The organism is Flavobacterium chungnamense (genome assembly GCF_039539165.1).
GTDB lineage: Bacteria > Bacteroidota > Bacteroidia > Flavobacteriales > Flavobacteriaceae > Flavobacterium > Flavobacterium chungnamense.
This window is the reverse complement of sequence record NZ_BAABCS010000016.1, coordinates 40068-55935: the sequence shown is the minus strand read 5'-3', so window position 1 is coordinate 55935 and position 15868 is coordinate 40068. Positions and strand designations below refer to the sequence as shown.

General features: G+C 31.0%; 14 protein-coding genes and 1 pseudogene. 10 read left to right on the top strand and 5 right to left on the bottom strand.

The window, feature by feature from the left end:
• Positions 1 to 44: 44 nt before the first annotated feature.
• The 8 genes from atpG (at position 45) to ABD771_RS08220 (ending at position 7726) form a co-directional block, all read left to right on the top strand.
• Positions 45 to 905, top strand: a complete 861-nt coding sequence (atpG, locus tag ABD771_RS08255) for an ATP synthase F1 subunit gamma (protein WP_345093369.1) — start codon at positions 45 to 47, stop codon at positions 903 to 905.
• A 101-nt stretch (positions 906 to 1006) separates the two neighbouring features.
• Positions 1007 to 2464, top strand: coding sequence for an oligosaccharide flippase family protein (locus tag ABD771_RS08250; RefSeq protein WP_345093366.1), 1458 nt, complete (start codon positions 1007 to 1009; stop codon positions 2462 to 2464).
• Positions 2465 to 2470: 6 nt separating this feature from the next.
• Positions 2471 to 2905, top strand: coding sequence for a dUTP diphosphatase (gene dut / locus ABD771_RS08245; protein WP_345093363.1), 435 nt, complete (start codon positions 2471 to 2473; stop codon positions 2903 to 2905).
• A gap of 34 nt (positions 2906 to 2939) precedes the next feature.
• Positions 2940 to 3254: a GIY-YIG nuclease family protein gene (locus tag ABD771_RS08240; protein ID WP_345093359.1), complete on the top strand. Its 315-nt coding sequence runs from the start codon at positions 2940 to 2942 to the stop codon at positions 3252 to 3254.
• A 40-nt stretch (positions 3255 to 3294) separates the two neighbouring features.
• On the top strand, positions 3295 to 4305 hold the full coding sequence (locus tag ABD771_RS08235; protein WP_345093356.1) for a sugar nucleotidyltransferase: 1011 nt from the start codon (positions 3295 to 3297) through the stop codon (positions 4303 to 4305).
• A 7-nt stretch (positions 4306 to 4312) separates the two neighbouring features.
• Positions 4313 to 5665, top strand: a complete 1353-nt coding sequence (locus ABD771_RS08230; protein WP_345093353.1) for a tetratricopeptide repeat protein — start codon at positions 4313 to 4315, stop codon at positions 5663 to 5665.
• A gap of 28 nt (positions 5666 to 5693) precedes the next feature.
• A complete protein-coding gene (gene lolB1 / locus ABD771_RS08225; protein WP_345093350.1) occupies positions 5694 to 6467 on the top strand; it encodes a lipoprotein insertase outer membrane protein LolB1 in 774 nt (257 codons plus the stop codon).
• Between the two features lie 5 nt (positions 6468 to 6472).
• Entirely contained in the window at positions 6473 to 7726 is a 1254-nt protein-coding gene (locus ABD771_RS08220) for a murein hydrolase activator EnvC family protein (protein WP_345093347.1), read from the top strand.
• A gap of 33 nt (positions 7727 to 7759) precedes the next feature.
• Here ABD771_RS08220 and ABD771_RS08215 read toward each other — a convergent pair whose 3' ends face one another.
• Positions 7760 to 8269, bottom strand: coding sequence for an acyl-CoA thioesterase (locus ABD771_RS08215; protein WP_298306928.1), 510 nt, complete (start codon positions 8267 to 8269; stop codon positions 7760 to 7762).
• Between the two features lie 81 nt (positions 8270 to 8350).
• A complete protein-coding gene (locus ABD771_RS08210) occupies positions 8351 to 9295 on the bottom strand; it encodes an HU domain-containing protein (RefSeq protein ID WP_345093343.1) in 945 nt (314 codons plus the stop codon).
• A 118-nt stretch (positions 9296 to 9413) separates the two neighbouring features.
• Between ABD771_RS08210 and dprA the strand changes: the two genes are divergently transcribed.
• Positions 9414 to 10517: a DNA-processing protein DprA gene (dprA, locus tag ABD771_RS08205; protein WP_345093340.1), complete on the top strand. Its 1104-nt coding sequence runs from the start codon at positions 9414 to 9416 to the stop codon at positions 10515 to 10517.
• A 3-nt stretch (positions 10518 to 10520) separates the two neighbouring features.
• On the opposite strand, the gene ABD771_RS08200 is transcribed toward dprA, so the two are convergent.
• Complete coding sequence (locus ABD771_RS08200) at positions 10521 to 13001, bottom strand: Hsp70 family protein (protein WP_345093337.1); 2481 nt, start codon at positions 12999 to 13001, stop codon at positions 10521 to 10523.
• Positions 13002 to 13015: 14 nt separating this feature from the next.
• The gene (locus ABD771_RS08195; RefSeq protein ID WP_298117832.1) at positions 13016 to 13303 is read right to left on the bottom strand and encodes a hypothetical protein; all 288 of its coding nucleotides are present in this window, start codon (positions 13301 to 13303) and stop codon (positions 13016 to 13018) included.
• A 117-nt stretch (positions 13304 to 13420) separates the two neighbouring features.
• On the opposite strand from ABD771_RS08195, the gene ABD771_RS08190 reads away from it, so the two are divergent.
• A complete protein-coding gene (locus tag ABD771_RS08190; protein WP_345093333.1) occupies positions 13421 to 14932 on the top strand; it encodes a hypothetical protein in 1512 nt (503 codons plus the stop codon).
• Positions 14933 to 14950: 18 nt separating this feature from the next.
• On the opposite strand, the pseudogene trpS reads toward ABD771_RS08190, so the two are convergent.
• Positions 14951 to 15811 (bottom strand): annotated as a pseudogene (gene trpS / locus ABD771_RS08185) (tryptophan--tRNA ligase); the annotation flags it as partial.
• Positions 15812 to 15868 lie beyond the last annotated feature (57 nt).

Here is a 15868-nt window from a genome sequence, read left to right as displayed (position 1 = left end):
AAAAAGCTAATTACTATTTACTTATTACTAATTACTAGAAAAAAATGGCAAACTTAAAGGAAATCCGTAATAGAATTACTTCCGTTTCATCAACGATGCAGATTACTTCTGCGATGAAAATGGTTTCTGCAGCAAAGTTGAAAAAGGCACAAGATGCAATTACAGCAATGCGCCCTTATGCCGAAAAATTAACAGAATTATTGCAAAACCTTTCATCAACACTTGAAGGAGAAGTTGGCGGAAGTTTTACAAAACAACGTGAAATCAATAAGGTTTTAGTGGTAGCAATTACTTCTAACAGAGGTTTGTGCGGTGCTTTCAATACAAATGTTATTAAACAAGCTAAGGTTGTTGCAGATACTTACATTGGTAAACAAGTTGACATTTTTGCAATTGGTAAAAAAGGAAATGATATTTTAGCAAAGACAAGTACAATTATTGAAAATCATAGTGATATTTATGATAATTTAACTTTTGATAATGTAACTACAATTGCTAATATATTAACAGAAAAATTTACTTCTGGTGAATATGATAAAATTGAATTGGTTTATAATCAATTTAAAAATGCAGCTACTCAAATCGTTCAAACAGAACAATTTTTGCCTTTAGCACCTGTTAAATCTGATAAACCAGTTTCAACAGGAGATTATATTTTTGAACCTTCTAAAGAAGAAATTGTAGAAACATTAATACCAAAAATGTTAAAAACACAATTGTATAAAGCAATTCGTGATTCTTTTGCATCAGAGCATGGAGCGCGTATGACAGCAATGCATAAAGCAACTGATAACGCAACCGATTTAAGAAATCAATTGAAATTAACTTACAACAAAGCACGTCAAGCTGCAATTACTAACGAAATCTTAGAGATTGTTGGTGGAGCAGAAGCTTTGAAAGGATAGTTTAATTCAAAATAAAAGTAAGTAAGAGTCAACATTTGTTGGCTCTTTTTTTATTAAGTCGATTTAATAACTATTTTTGTTTCACATTAAATAAAATCACCTTGAGTTTATATAAAAATCTTTTCAAGCAAACACTAATTTATGGTTTGGCAACCGTTTTGCCAAGAATGATAAGCTTTTTGCTCAATCCATTGTATGTAAAAAAACTGCCAAAACAAGAGTTTGCAGATGTCACCATCGTTTTTGCTTGGTTGGTTTTTTTCAATGTAATCTTATCTTATGGAATGGAAACTGCTTTTTTTAGATTCTATAATAAAGAAGAAAATAAGAAAAGTGTAATATCTACAGCAACAGTTTCTATTTTTTGGACTTCAATTTCATTCTTATTTCTCGCTTTAATCTTTAGAAATACATTGTCAAACTGGGCAGAAATTAAAGTAGAATATATTACTTATACTATTTGGATTTTAGTTCTAGATGCACTTGTAATCATACCGTTTTCAAGATTAAGAGCCACTAAAAGACCAATGCAATATGCAGTAATCAAGATTGGAAATGTAACTGTAAACATGCTTTTTAATCTGTTTTTTTTAATAGCTCTACCCAAATTAGCCGAAGCAAATCCCGACGGATTTTTCAATACTATTTATTTTGAGAATTTTAAAGTAGGCTATATATTTGTTTCAGGTTTAATTGCAAGTTTATTAACTTTTATAGTTCTTTCTCCAGATTATTTCAAGATTAATTGGAAGTTCGATTTCAATCTTTGGAAGCAAATGATGCAATATGGTTATCCAATTTTAATTGCTGGTTTAGCATTTGCTATTAACGAACATTTTGACAAAATTCTTTTAGATTGGATGAATGTTCCAAAAGCAGATATTGGAGCTTATTCTGCTTGTTATAAAATTGGAATGTTTATGGTTTTGTTTCGCACAGCTTACACACTTGGTATCGAACCTTTTTTCTTTAGTCATGCAAGCAATGAAAACGCACCTCAAACCTATGCAACGATTACAAAGTATTTTGTTATTTTCGGGTCGTTTATTACGCTTTTTGTTATCATTTTTATTGATTTGTTAAAACTATTATTAGTCCCAAGTGAAGAATATTGGGATGCAATAAAAGTGGTTCCTTTGATAGTTTTAGCTAATTTCTTTCTAGGTATTTACACTAATTTATCAGTTTGGTATAAGTTAATTGATAAAACAAAAATCGGCGCTTACATATCCATAATTGGAGCCTTGGTAACCTTGGCGTTAAATTATTTATTGATTAAGGAATTCAGTTATTATGGTTCTGCAATTGCTACTCTTGCGGCTTATGGAACTATGATGATACTATCCTATAAATTGGGGCAAAAAAAATACCCAATTCCTTATGAAATTAATACAATTCTGAAATATTTAGGCTTATCTATTGCCTTTTCAGCCATTGCTTTTTATATTCCTTATTTGAGAGAAAATTATCTTGTGAAAATCGTTTTACTTTCGCTATTTTTATATTTCATTTATAGAAACGAAAAGGAAACACTTTTAAAAATCATCAAACGAAAATAATAAATCATGACGATTAAAATTATAAATAAATCACAACACGAACTACCTAATTACGAAACCATTGCCTCTGCAGGAATGGATTTACGCGCAAACATATCCGAACCAATTACTTTAAAATCGTTAGAAAGAACTATTGTAAAAACAGGACTTTTTATTGAATTACCAATAGGTTACGAAGCACAAGTAAGACCAAGAAGTGGTTTAGCTGCAAAAAAAGGAATCACGGTTTTAAATTCTCCTGGAACAGTCGATGCCGATTATCGTGGCGAAATAGGAGTAATTTTAGTAAATTTATCCAATGAAGATTTTGTAATTGAAAACGGTGAAAGAATTGCACAATTAATAATTGCCAAACACGAACGAGCTGAATGGATTGAAGTTCTAGAATTATCTGAAACATCAAGAGGCGAAGGTGGTTTTGGGAGTACAGGGGTGAAATAATTCCTGCGAAGGCAGGAATCTAGTGTAAAAGAAGATGAGTTTGTGGTATGTCTATATAATGTCAAATAAGTATCATGGAGTACTATATATTGGAGTTACCGATAATTTAATAGAAAGAGTCAAAGAACATAAATTAAAAATTTATCCAAATTCATTTACAGCCAGATATAATTGCGATAAGTTAATTTATTTTGAAGAATTAGATAATGGTTTGAATGCCACAACTAGGGAAAAGCAATTAAAGAAATGGAAAAGAGAATGGAAAGTAAAATTAATTGAGGAAATGAATTTTACTTGGATGGATATTAGTTTAAATTGGAATTTCGATTTTAGTAAAATAAGAAAATAAAGTTTAATTAAAAAGATACCCGCTTTCGCGGGCAATTAACATGAAAATAATAGTACCAATGGCGGGTCGTGGTTCAAGATTACGTCCGCACACCTTAACAATTCCGAAACCATTAATTCCTATTGCAGGAAAACCAATAGTTCACCGTTTGGTAGAAGATATTGCTGGGGTTTTGAATCAACCAATAGAAGAAGTAGCTTTTGTAATTCACGAAAGTTTTGGCAAAAAAGTAGAAGAAGAATTAATTGCAATCGCCGAAAAACTTGGAGCAAAAGGAACGATTTATTATCAAAATGAAGCGCTTGGCACTGGTCATGCTATAATGTGTGCCAAAGATTCTTTGAGTGGTCCGGCGGTAATTGCTTATGCCGATACTTTAATTCGTGCCGACTTTGATTTAGATCAAAATGCTGATAGTGTAATTTGGGTAAAACAAGTTGATGAACCTGAAGCTTTTGGAGTTGTAAATTTGAATTCCAATGGCGAAATAATCGAATTAGTTGAAAAACCAAAGGAGTTTGTTTCTGATTTAGCAGTGATTGGAATATACTATTTTAAAGATGTTGCCGTTTTAAAAAATGAGTTGCAATCAGTACTTGATAATAACATCATTCATGGAGGTGAATATCAAATTAATGATGGAATCAAACAAATGATGGCAAAAGGCATGGTATTTGTTCCGGGTAAAGTTGATGAATGGATGGATTGCGGAAATAAAGATGTAACGGTTGACACCAACAACAGAATGTTAAATTTCCTTCATAACGACGGAATTCATTTAGTTGATTACGATGTTAAACAAGAGAATTCAACCATCATTCCGCCATGTTATATTGCTGAAGATGTAGTTTTAATTAACGCAACAGTTGGTCCGAATGTGTCTTTAGGAAAAGGATGTCATGTAATTGATAGCGCCATTAAAAACAGTTTGATTCAAACTCATGCTCATATTAAAAATGCTAATCTTGATAATGCAATGATAGGAAATCACGTTAGTTTTGATGGCAGTTTTACAAGTATTAGCATCGGAGATTATTCCGTTTTAGAATAGAAATTTGATGAAAAAAATAGTTTTATATAGTTTCTTTTTTGGAATGTTTTTCATTCCAAATGTTCTTTTGGCTCAAACCGAACCAGAAGATGTTGCTACTGTTTCTGATGAATTTGAAAATCACTACTACGAATCTCTGAAACAAAAAGGCATTGAAAACTATGATAAAGCTATTGAAGCACTAGAAAAGTGTAAAAATATTCAACCAGAAAATCCAATTGTGTTTTTTGAATTGGGTAAAAATTATCTTTCTCAAAAAAAATATAAAGATGCTTATGATAATTTTGAAAAAGTAACCAAAATTGATCCCAAAAACCGTTGGGCTTGGGTTGGAATGTATGACGTTTGTTACGACACAAGAGATTTTAATCAGGCAATAATTATAGTTCAAAAATTAGTTGAATTCAAACCCGATTATAGAGAAGACTTGGTTTCATTGTACATGAATACACAGCAATTTGACAAAGCATTAGATTTGATAAACGAACTAAATGAAACAGTAGGAAAATCTGAAAAACGCGAATTATATAAAGCTGATATCTTACGCGATGCTAAATATCAAGGTTCTGAAAAAGCCAATCTTATTGATAAAATAAAAAAGAATCCTAAAGATGAGGCTAATTATATTGCGCTAATTTATATGTATTCTCAAAGCAATCAAGAGGAAAAAGCGTTAGAAATCGCCAAGCAATTAGAAAAAGAAATTCCAACTTCCGATTGGGCTCAAGTGAGCTTATTTAAGTTCCATATTAATAACAATGACGGAGATAAAGCAGTAAAATCAATGAATACTGTTTTAGCAAGTGATAAAATAGATAAGAAAATTAAGCATCGTATTTTGAATGAGTTTTTGATTTTTTCAAAGAATAACCCGCAATACGATAAAGATTTAGACAAAGCAATTGGTTATTTTGATAACGATAAAGAAGTTAAAGTAGCAAAGGAAATAGCCAAATTTTATCAATCCAAAAAAGATTGGAATAAAGCAATAAAATATTATGAAATGCATCTAAAAAATGCAACCGATGATATGGAAACCATTCTACTTTTAATGCAGGCTTATACAGAGAATTTGCAATTTGATAAATTAGCAAAAGTATCTGAAGAGCAATTGCAATTGTTTCCAACACAGCCACAGTTGTATTATTATAATGGACTGGCAAACAATCAGTTAAAAAATTATAAAAAAGCAAAAGATGTTTTAGAATCAGGAATCGATTTTATAATAGACGATACTATTTTAGAAATCAATTTCAACCTTCAGTTGGGTGAAGCGTCTAATGGATTGGGCGATATGAAAAAGAAAGATTTGTATTTTTCTAAAGCCAACCAATTAATTGAAAAACAAAAAAGAAAATAGTAAACACGCCATTCAGTTGGATTAATTTATGAAAAAATACTTTGTCCTTTTCGTTGTTATTTTTCTAGCATCTTGTAAACCAAAAGCAATTTTAGCTGAAGGTAGTGCTAGCAATACCTTATCTGCTGATAAAATAATAGAGAATCATTACAACAATAAAACAGATTTTTCTACATTATATATCAAAGCCGGTGCGAGATATGAAGATGAGAAAAACACTCAAAATGTTACAGCAGAAATAAGAATAAAGAAAAACGAAAAGATATTAGTAAGTATTAGGGTTTTAGGAATTACTATGGCTAAAGCTTTAATTACTCCAACATCAGTTCAGTATTATGAAAAGATTGGAAACAAATATTTTGAAGGCAATTATGAAGGATTAAGCCAATGGCTTGGAACCGATTTAGATTACAACAAAGTACAAAACATGTTCTTAGGAAAAGCATTGGATGACTTGCATAAAGAAAAATATGCGGTTGCAATCATTGAAAAACTATATAAATTAGAATCAAAGCCTGAGGAGAAAACCAATAAATCTTTTTATTTTGAAAGCGAAAATTTTTTAATAAAAAGACAAGAAATCAATCAACCTTTTCAAGATAGAACGTTGCAAATTGCTTATCCAGATTATAAAAAACACAACGAAATGATTTTACCTTTATCTTTGGCAATTGATGCTCGACAAAAGAAAGGGAATACAAAAATTGATATAGAATATAAAACGGTTACATTCAACGAAGATTTATCGTTTCCTTACAGCGTTCCTGAAGGATATGAGAGAATTTACATTGATAAGATATAATGGTTATGCAAAAAAAATTAGTCACATTATTTTTAGTTTTACTTACTTCATTTGCTTGGAGCCAACAAAGTCAGGAAGAACTTGAACAGAAAAAAGCTAAAATTCAAGAAGAGATTCGTGAAAAAGAACGCATGCTTCAAGAAGTTAGAGGTAAAGAAAAATCGGTGGTAAAATTACTTCAAATTCAAAAAGAGAAAATTGGATTGAAAGAGAAACTAATCAACACAACAGCTAAGCAAACAAAGTTGTTGAGTAATGACATGTACATCAATCAACTTCAAATAAATAAGTTGAATAGAGAATTGGTAGTGCTTAAAGATGATTATGCAGAAATGATTTTGAAGTCTTACAAAAGTCGTTCGCAGCAGAGTCGTGCTATGTTTATGTTATCTTCAGAAAATTTCTTGCAAGCCTATAAAAGATTGCAATACATGAAACAATATTCTAGCTATAGAAAAATGCAAGGTATTGAAATCAAGGATAAAACAGATAAGCTTGCGGATTATAACTTGAAACTAAGCGGACAAAAAACGGAGAAAGAAAAACTACTTGCTGAGCAAGAAAAGCAACGTCAAGATTTAGAAAAAGAAAAGCAGGAACAAGAAAAAATCGCCAATAGCTTAAAGAAAAATAAAAAGCAAATTACCGCTGAGATTAAGAAAAAGCAACAAGAATACAGAAAAATTGATGCTCAAATTCAAAAGTTGATTCGTGATGCGATTGCCGAAGCTAATAAAAAAGCGGCTGCAGCAAAGGCTAAAGCCAATCCAAAAACAACAACTGCTGCCGAAACGAAGAAGATTGAAACATCAACCAAAATTGTTTTAACACCAGAAGGACAATTGGTTTCAAATAATTTTAAAGCTAACAAAGGAAGATTGCCTTGGCCAGTAGAAAAAGGAACTATTACTTTAGGATATGGCGATCAACCACATCCAGTTTATAAATCGTTGGTTATTCACAATAGTGGTGTTGAGATAACTACAGAATCAGGTTCTAATGCAAGAGCTGTTTTTAGTGGAGAAGTAACTAAAGTAATTGTAATTTCGCCTTTAAACAAAGCTGTTTGTGTGCAACACGGAGATTACTTTACTATCTATCAAAATCTTGGAAGTGTAAATGTAAGTGCCGGTGATAAAGTATCGACCAAACAAGTGTTAGGAAAAGTACGAACCAATGCCGAGGGTAAAACAGTGCTGAAGTTTATGATTTCTCAAAATACAACCTACACCAATCCATCGCAATGGATAAGTAGATAAAAATAAAAGTCCGCAATTAGCGGACTTTTTTATTTACAAAAACAATGCTTTCAATTCAGTAGCATCATGTGGATTCATTTTTCCTGCTAAGACTAAGCTTAATTGCTTTCTTCTTAAAGCTGCGTCAAATCTTGATTTTTCTTCCTCAGTTTGTGGTTCTAATGGTGGTACGGCAACTGGGTTTCCTGTTTCGTCAACGGCCACAAAGGTGTAGATGGCTTCATTGGCTTTAGTTTTATTTCCAGATTCTCTATCTTCAATCCATACGTCTAGAAAGATTTCCATAGATGATGTAAAAGCTCTTGAAACTTTTGCTTCAATAGTTACCACACTTCCCAAAGGAATAGAACGGTTGAAAGCTACGTGATTGACAGATGCAGTTACCACAATTCGTCTAGAATGTCTTCTTGCTGCAATACTTGCCGCTCTGTCCATTCTAGCTAATAATTCGCCACCAAAAAGATTATTTAATGGATTGGTTTCACTTGGTAAAACTAAGTCGGTTAATGTTGTTAAAGAATCTATAGGATGTTTAGGAGTCATAGTTTTTTTTGCAAAGGTAGTAATTATAGTATTTTAATAAAGGAACAAAAAACAAAAAATCCCGAATAAATCGGGACTTTTCTATAATTCTTGAATTAATAACCAAGCTTCTGGATTATGCGATTTTTTTATTCTTTGCATTTCATTCTGAGCTTCTGTATAGGAAGAAAAACTTTTGTAAACTACAGGAAATAATCCATGTTTATTTTGAGGAATTCTTCTTGCAGGATAACCCAATTTTAGAAGTAAATCATACATCTTATCAGCATTTTTCTCCATTTGAAAAGCACCAGCTACAACATGGTAAGGCATTTTTCCTTCTGAAACGGTAAGCGTTACAGTAGGAAGTGGATTGCTAATGATAAAAGTAGCTGTTTGAATTTTTTGTTCTACTTGCTTTTGAACTTTTGTTTGAACCGCTAATGTTTCTTGTTGTATTTGATTTTGATAGTATTGATTTCCAAAGAAACCACCAACACCAAGTAATCCAGCACCAAGAACAAAAACTGCTGCATATTTTAAGAAATTACCCGAACTTCTTTTTTCTGGAGTAAAAGCAATAGGAGCTTTCTCCTCAAGAACTTCAATTTCTTCTTTGTAGACTTCACGTTTTACAGTAGGCGAAACATATGTAGTTAATCCAAAAGAAGAAGTCAAATAATTAACTTGATCAGAAGGAACAAAAACTAAATTTCGTTCAGCATTTAAAGTGAGGTCACCAATATTTTTAATGGTAATAGCACCAAAATCATTCAACTTAGATTTCCAAATAGCTACTTGATTTTCAATAATAGTAACAGCCACTTCATAACTCATTTTTTCAGTTTGAGCGATATGATTGGCAAGTAAACCGTCATTATTTTTCAAATAAGCATTGAAAGAAATCAATTTCTTTGGTGGATAAAACGAATGTGAATCTTGATGCAATTGCGCCGATTGGATTTCGGTCAAAAAAGCACCAAATCCCGGAACAGTTACACATTGGTAACGATATAATAATTGTGATATGTATTGATCCATCTTCATAATGACAAATTTAATTATTTAATGTGGAATGCAAAATTTTATCAACAAACTTTGTTAACAATTTTTATTGTTCTTACTTTTAGAGTCATATTTATACACACCATACAGATTTAATATAATGAACGACACAGAATTACTGCACTTATTGGCATTACTAAAAGTAGATGGCGTTGGCGATATTGTTGCCAAAAAATTGCTTTCTCATTGCGAAAATGCCGAATCAATCTTTAAAACCAAAGCCTCTAAACTAACTTCAATTGACGGAATTGGTAAAACTTTAATTAAAAGTTTGAAAGATAAATCGGTTTTAAAACAAGCCGAAGAAGAACTTCGTTTTATCAAAGACAACAACATTAATTTACTTTATTATCAAGATAAAGAATATCCAAATCGACTGAAACATTGTATTGACAGTCCGCTTTTAATGTTTTCTTCTGGGAAAATGGATTTGAACCATCAGAAGATAATTAGTATTGTTGGCACTCGTGAAGTTACTTCGTATGGAATGGAATTTTGTAAAAAATTAATTGAAGATTTAGCACCTTTAAATCCAATCATCGTTAGCGGATTTGCCTATGGTGTTGACATTGTTGCTCACAAAGCCGCAATGGATAATAATCTGCAAACTATTGGCGTGATTGCTCACGGTTTAAATCAAGTGTATCCAAAAGTGCATAAAAAATACGTTGCCAAAATGGAAGAAAATGGAGGTTTTTTAACCGAGTTTTGGAGCACATCAAATCCTGAAAAAGAAAATTTTGTGAAACGAAATCGCATTGTAGCCGGAATGAGTGAAGCTACAATTGTAATAGAAAGTGCCGAAAAAGGAGGCTCGCTAATTACAGCCAATTTAGCCAATGATTACAACAGAGATGTTTTTGCCGTTCCAGGAAGAATTTCTGACAAATTTAGTCAAGGTTGCAATAATTTGATTAAAACGCAACGTGCCCATTTGCTATCCTCTGCAGCTGATATTTTGTATATTCTAAATTGGGAATTACAACCTAAAGAAGAAAAAGTAATTCAAAAACAGCTTTTCATCACTTTAGAAAACGACGAACAAAAACTCTACGATTATCTTATAAAAAACGGAAAGCAACTACTAGATGTAATTGCTCTCGATTGTGATTTGCCAGTTTTTAAAACCGCCTCTATTTTATTGAATATGGAACTAAAAGGAGTTGTTAGACCTTTGCCAGGAAAATTATTTGAAGTGGTTTAGAAATTACTTCAATCCTAAATTCCCATCAAAACTATTGAAGTCGTCTTTTAGTTTTGGTTTTACTTTTAACAATTCCCAAAATTGACTGCAAATAGATTTTAATTCGACCATACTATGGTTCTCTAAAGCTTTTTCACCCAATTCTACTAATTTTAAAAACTTGTCTCTGTTGGTAAATTCGTCTTCGTCTTTAAAACGATAATAATAGAAATAATCAATAAAACGAGATTCTTGTTTTAGATAAACGGAATCAATTAAATTGTCTAATTCTTTAGTTTTTTTACGGATTAAATATTTGTTGTTGGATTGTAAAAACTCAACTTCATTTTTAATAATTTTTTCATATTCTTCCATTTGACGCGGATTCGCTTGCTCTGCATACGTTTGGAAAACTTCTTTAGAATAATGATATTCGCTCAATTCATTCAATACATGTTTGTGTCGCACCAAATCGTCATATTCCTGAATAGTTAAGCGTTTCATCTCATCAATTTGATACTTTTTATCGGTCGATTTATCATTTACAATCTCTAAAGATTCGTTGTATAAAACCGCCAAATGATCTTTTATGCGCTTTAATTTAGCAAGATATTCATAGTTTTCATCTTCTTCATTGAGGTAAATTTCTTCCGAAACTTCATCGAGAACCACTTTAATATCTTCGGTTAATTTAGATAAAGAAATGGTTCGCTCATGCGGATTGAATACTTCTTTTATTTCTAAATCTAATGAACTAATGTAAACCGTAATACTTAAATCGCGCGATTCAGAAATTTTGAAATTCAGTTCAACATCCATTCCTTTCAATAAATCTTGATGAAAATCTTTCCCACAAATTTCTATGTAACCAATAGTTAAGTTACTACCAATCATGCTTCCGGCATTACCTTCTACAATATTGATGATTAATTTATCGTCAGAATTTTTTAGGATATTTTTAGAACAAGTTTTGTAAATAGTTTTCTTTAAAGGTAGAATATCGTTTTTCTTAAAAATGCGTTCCATGAAGGTTTTACCACTTTCTTCATCAACTTCTAAACAAATATCATTAGGCAAAGGTTGTCCAGAAATATTATAAAGTCCATTAGTAATTTGAATGGATGTATGCTGATAAACCTGCTTTTGTTGTTGGTCAAATAAAAATAACGAAAAAATATTGGTAGTTTTTTCTAAAAGAGGAACAAATTCAGCGATTTTTTTATTTGCAGCAAGCAAACCCGTATCAAAACCGCCATCACTTCTAGTAATTCTATAAAATCCATTAAAATCGGTTGGTAAAATAGCAACAATCAATTCTTCTTTATCTTTAGAATGAGGTTCAAAAATAAGTTCAACCGATAAAGTTTCTTGTTCAACAACCATTTCTTTTTCAGATGCAACATATTCAGATGGTTTGGAACCAGCATAAAAACTGGCACCCAAAACCACGGCTGTTGTTGGATCAATACTAGAATCTACAAGTGTTTGGCTTCTTTTTTCTAATTCTTGTCTGATGTAAGGAATGTATGTCGTTCCGCCAACAAGTATGATGCGTTCAATTTCAGAAAATTTCAGGTTATTTTCTTGAATTAACTTTTGTGTAAGTTGAAATGATTCCTCAAATTTTGAAGCAACAATAGCTTCAAATTCTACTTTTGATAATTCTAAATCTAAGGATAAATCCAGTTCGTCAAATTCAATTTCTATGTTGGTTTTTTCTTTTAATGAGAGTTCTTTTTTAGCTTCTTCTGCTTTAAAAAGTAATTCGAAATACAGTTTTTTATAAATCGCATCTTCGCCAGAAATCATTTTATTCCAAAGGTTATTTTCTGAAGATTGTGCTTCCATTTTTGGACAAATAATTTTCTCCACAAACAGAGTGTCAAGATCAACTCCGCCAAGGAAATTATTCCCTTTATGATCGATTACTTTCAATTCGCGTTCGTCAATTTTTACTAAAGCAACGTCAAAAGTTCCGCCACCAAAATCATAAACCAACCATTTTTTCTCAGAAGAAATATCTAAATTTTGAAAATTGGAATAAGCCAAACAAGCCGCAATGGGTTCTTGAAGCAAAACGACTTCTGCAAATCCAGCTTCGTAACCAGCTTTTTTGGTGGCATTAGTTTGAATAGTGTCAAATGATGCAGGAATAGTAATTACCGCCGATTTTGGATTTTCATTTTGAGTAAAATTAATCAACTCTTTCAACACCATTGATGACAGCTCTAATGGAGCAATTTGTCTGTCCAAATCTTTTATAAAATAGGTTTCATCAGAGCCCATTTTTCTTTTGAAAGAAGCAAAAACATTTTCAGAATTAGACAAAAAATGTTCGCGAGCTTTATCGCCAATTTGAATACGACCTTTTCTAAAAGAAACCACCGATGGAATAGTATCTTTAAACCCAACAGGATTTTTGTAAACAGTTACTTTACCGTTTTCATATTTAGCAATGGCAGAATTGGTTGTACCCAAGTCAATTCCGATATTAATATTTTTCATATTTTTTCTGATAGTTATTCAACAATTACGATACCTTTTTGCAATAGAATGTAATTGTCATTTTGCATTTTATAAATTACAGGCTTTAAAACTTTAGTAATTTTTTTAGCGCTTGGATTTAGAATATTGGCTTCAATCGAAGCGTCTCTTTCATCATATTGGTTACCTATTGGATTAATAATTTTATAACCTAACTCTTCAAGTTCATGCTGAATCCTGTTTAAATTACGTTCAAAAATATCTAGATTTTGTTCGGTTGCTTTCTTTTCGATTTCAAATAATTGGTTGATGATGGCTTCCATGAATTATTACTTAATTTGAATATGTAGGCAATTTACAATTATTTTATTTTTTTCAATAAAATCAATCGAAATAAAGCGTTAAAATTTTACATTTGTTTTTCTTCAATTTACAAGCGCATGAATATCATAGAATTATTTGAAAATTTAAATATTGATAAATCCTCACTTCTTCAAATTACTTCTGAAGAGATTATTAGAATTGAAAAACAGGTTAATGTTGAGAAGAAAATCAACCCAGATATTGATGTCAATGTCGCTAATAATTTAATAGAAGCTTTAAAATATTTTCCAACAGAGTTTCAATTTATTGCTAACATTAGAGTTTTATACAATTTTTTCAGCAAGAAAAATTACCTAAGAGACGATTTTCCAGCACAAAATATTGAAGTAAATGATGATAAAGTAAAATTATTTATTGAAAAATACCTCCAAGAAGATTTAACTACTTTTTTTGATAAAAAGATTATTGAAAACAAGTATGAAGAAATGAACGACCTTCTAATTTACAAAGAATATTTTCCAGAAGAGTTGTTGTATAAAGTTGCAAAAAGAGCTGAAGGGAAATTAGATTTTGTATTATCAAGTTTACATGCAAAAAATATTAATTATTTTCCTTTACTTTTCGTAAAACAATCTCACTTTTTTACCTTTTTATCTCATTTTGTTAGTTCAGAATTAGACGATAAAGTAAATCATCTTTTAAATGCTATAGTTGATATTTATAATGTAACCAAAAGTTCTGAATTTGCTGAAGCCATTATGATTTCAATGTCGAATTACCGTTCATTTGATGATGAATTGATGGATACAATCGCTTCAAATAAGAGAGTAGTTCTTGATAATATTAATGGTAGAGAAGGTAAAAGTGAAAAATCTGTTTTTTCGTGGAAAACGTTTTTTATCATTTTAGTGATTTTATTAAAAGTTGCTTTTTTATCGAATAAATGTTCTTCAGATTCTGATTCAACTTATGATAATTACGATAATAATACCTACGATAATGTCCAAATTAAAGAAGCCCCAGCTGAATTAGATAGGTATTACACAGAATCTCAAGCCAAAATAGACACATTCAAAATGTTTTTAACCGATTATGACAAAACAGAAAAGAATAATCTGACTTATAATGATACTATAAAGACAGGTCAAAATCCTTTCACTAATGTTTATAAAAATCAGTTTGTTTCAACTTCATATAATTACAGGTTGTTTACAAATAAAACAAATTATGATATCATTTTACTGGAAAATGCGGTTGCTTATGATACAATAAATATTTCTAAGCAAGCTTATTATATAAAATCTAAACAGGATTTTAAATTGGATTTAACCAGTGAATTTAAGAGAACATTTAATTTTTATGTTGGAAAAAAATTGGCCTCTTTTCACAATAGTGAAGAAAAGTTATATATACATGGTAATTCAATTGTTGAACCAAGATTTACAATACTTGCCAATGGTGCTAAAGAGCTTCTGAATGACGATTATTCTTTTAAAGAAGATGTAATAATAGTTGAGAGAAACGGAAAAATTGTTATTGAGTCTAAAGGATTAAGTACAAAAGAGCAAAGTTTTAAACAGATTCAGAAAGAGCAAGAAGTGATAATAGAAGAAATCAAAAAGGAATGAGTGATGTTTAATCACNATGTAGTAATTATATTTTTCTCTTTCGGTTTTAAATTTCTCGCAGATTAATTCAAACAAAGCTTGTTTGGCGTGACCATAACCATAATTTCCACCAAGATAATTTTGTCTCATGCTTGCAATTTGCTCAGCATTAGCAAGTAATTTATAAAGAGCAAATATTTTGCAAGTATCTGGATTTTTTGGTTCTTCAAGTGGAGTACTATCACTTTCAATAGACATTACTTGTTTGCGTAATGCTTTGTCATCAAGGAAAATATCTATAATATTTCCACGAGATTTACTCATTTTATTTCCGTCAGTTCCGGGAATGTACATGGTTTCTTCTTGCACTTTTCCTTCAGGAATAACGAATGTTTCACCCATTTGATGATTGAATCTTGAAGCTACATCACGAGTAATTTCAATATGTTGCATTTGGTCTTTCCCAACAGGAACGAAGTTAGCATCATACAATAAAATATCGGCAGCCATCAACATAGGATATGTAAACAATCCTGCATTTACGTCTTCCAGTCTATCAGCTTTATCTTTAAATGAATGTGCTAATGTCAATCTTTGAAACGGAAAGAAACAACTTAAATACCATGATAATTCTGCCGTTTGAGGCACATCGCTTTGACGATAAAAAGTTACTTTATTGATATCTAAACCACAAGCAAGCCAAGCTGCAGCAGTACTATAAGTGTTTTTTCTTAGCGTTTCACCATCTTTTATTTGTGTGATGGAATGTAAATCGGCTATAAATAAAAACGATTGATTTTCAGGATTATTAGATAACTCAATTGCCGGAATGATAGCTCCAAGTAAATTGCCTAAATGTGGTGTGCCTGTGCTTTGTACGCCTGTAAGTATTTTTGCCATTCTAAATTTATTTGATGCAAAGTTAAACCTTTGTAGTATAATTTGCATACTATTACT

Bases quoted from the DNA above. Each gene is read 5' to 3' on its own strand.
- atpG (WP_345093369.1), top strand. From the start codon at position 45: ATGGCAAACTTAAAGGAAATCCGTAATAGAATTACTTCCGTTTCATCA.
- dut (WP_345093363.1), top strand. From the start codon at position 2,471: ATGACGATTAAAATTATAAATAAATCACAACACGAACTACCTAATTAC.
- ABD771_RS08240 (WP_345093359.1), top strand. From the start codon at position 2,940: ATGAGTTTGTGGTATGTCTATATAATGTCAAATAAGTATCATGGAGTA.
- ABD771_RS08235 (WP_345093356.1), top strand. From the start codon at position 3,295: ATGAAAATAATAGTACCAATGGCGGGTCGTGGTTCAAGATTACGTCCG.
- ABD771_RS08230 (WP_345093353.1), top strand. From the start codon at position 4,313: ATGAAAAAAATAGTTTTATATAGTTTCTTTTTTGGAATGTTTTTCATT.
- lolB1 (WP_345093350.1), top strand. From the start codon at position 5,694: ATGAAAAAATACTTTGTCCTTTTCGTTGTTATTTTTCTAGCATCTTGT.
- ABD771_RS08220 (WP_345093347.1), top strand. From the start codon at position 6,473: ATGCAAAAAAAATTAGTCACATTATTTTTAGTTTTACTTACTTCATTT.
- ABD771_RS08215 (WP_298306928.1), bottom strand. From the start codon at position 8,269: ATGACTCCTAAACATCCTATAGATTCTTTAACAACATTAACCGACTTA.
- ABD771_RS08210 (WP_345093343.1), bottom strand. From the start codon at position 9,295: ATGAAGATGGATCAATACATATCACAATTATTATATCGTTACCAATGT.
- dprA (WP_345093340.1), top strand. From the start codon at position 9,414: ATGAACGACACAGAATTACTGCACTTATTGGCATTACTAAAAGTAGAT.
- ABD771_RS08200 (WP_345093337.1), bottom strand. From the start codon at position 13,001: ATGAAAAATATTAATATCGGAATTGACTTGGGTACAACCAATTCTGCC.
- ABD771_RS08195 (WP_298117832.1), bottom strand. From the start codon at position 13,303: ATGGAAGCCATCATCAACCAATTATTTGAAATCGAAAAGAAAGCAACC.
- ABD771_RS08190 (WP_345093333.1), top strand. From the start codon at position 13,421: ATGAATATCATAGAATTATTTGAAAATTTAAATATTGATAAATCCTCA.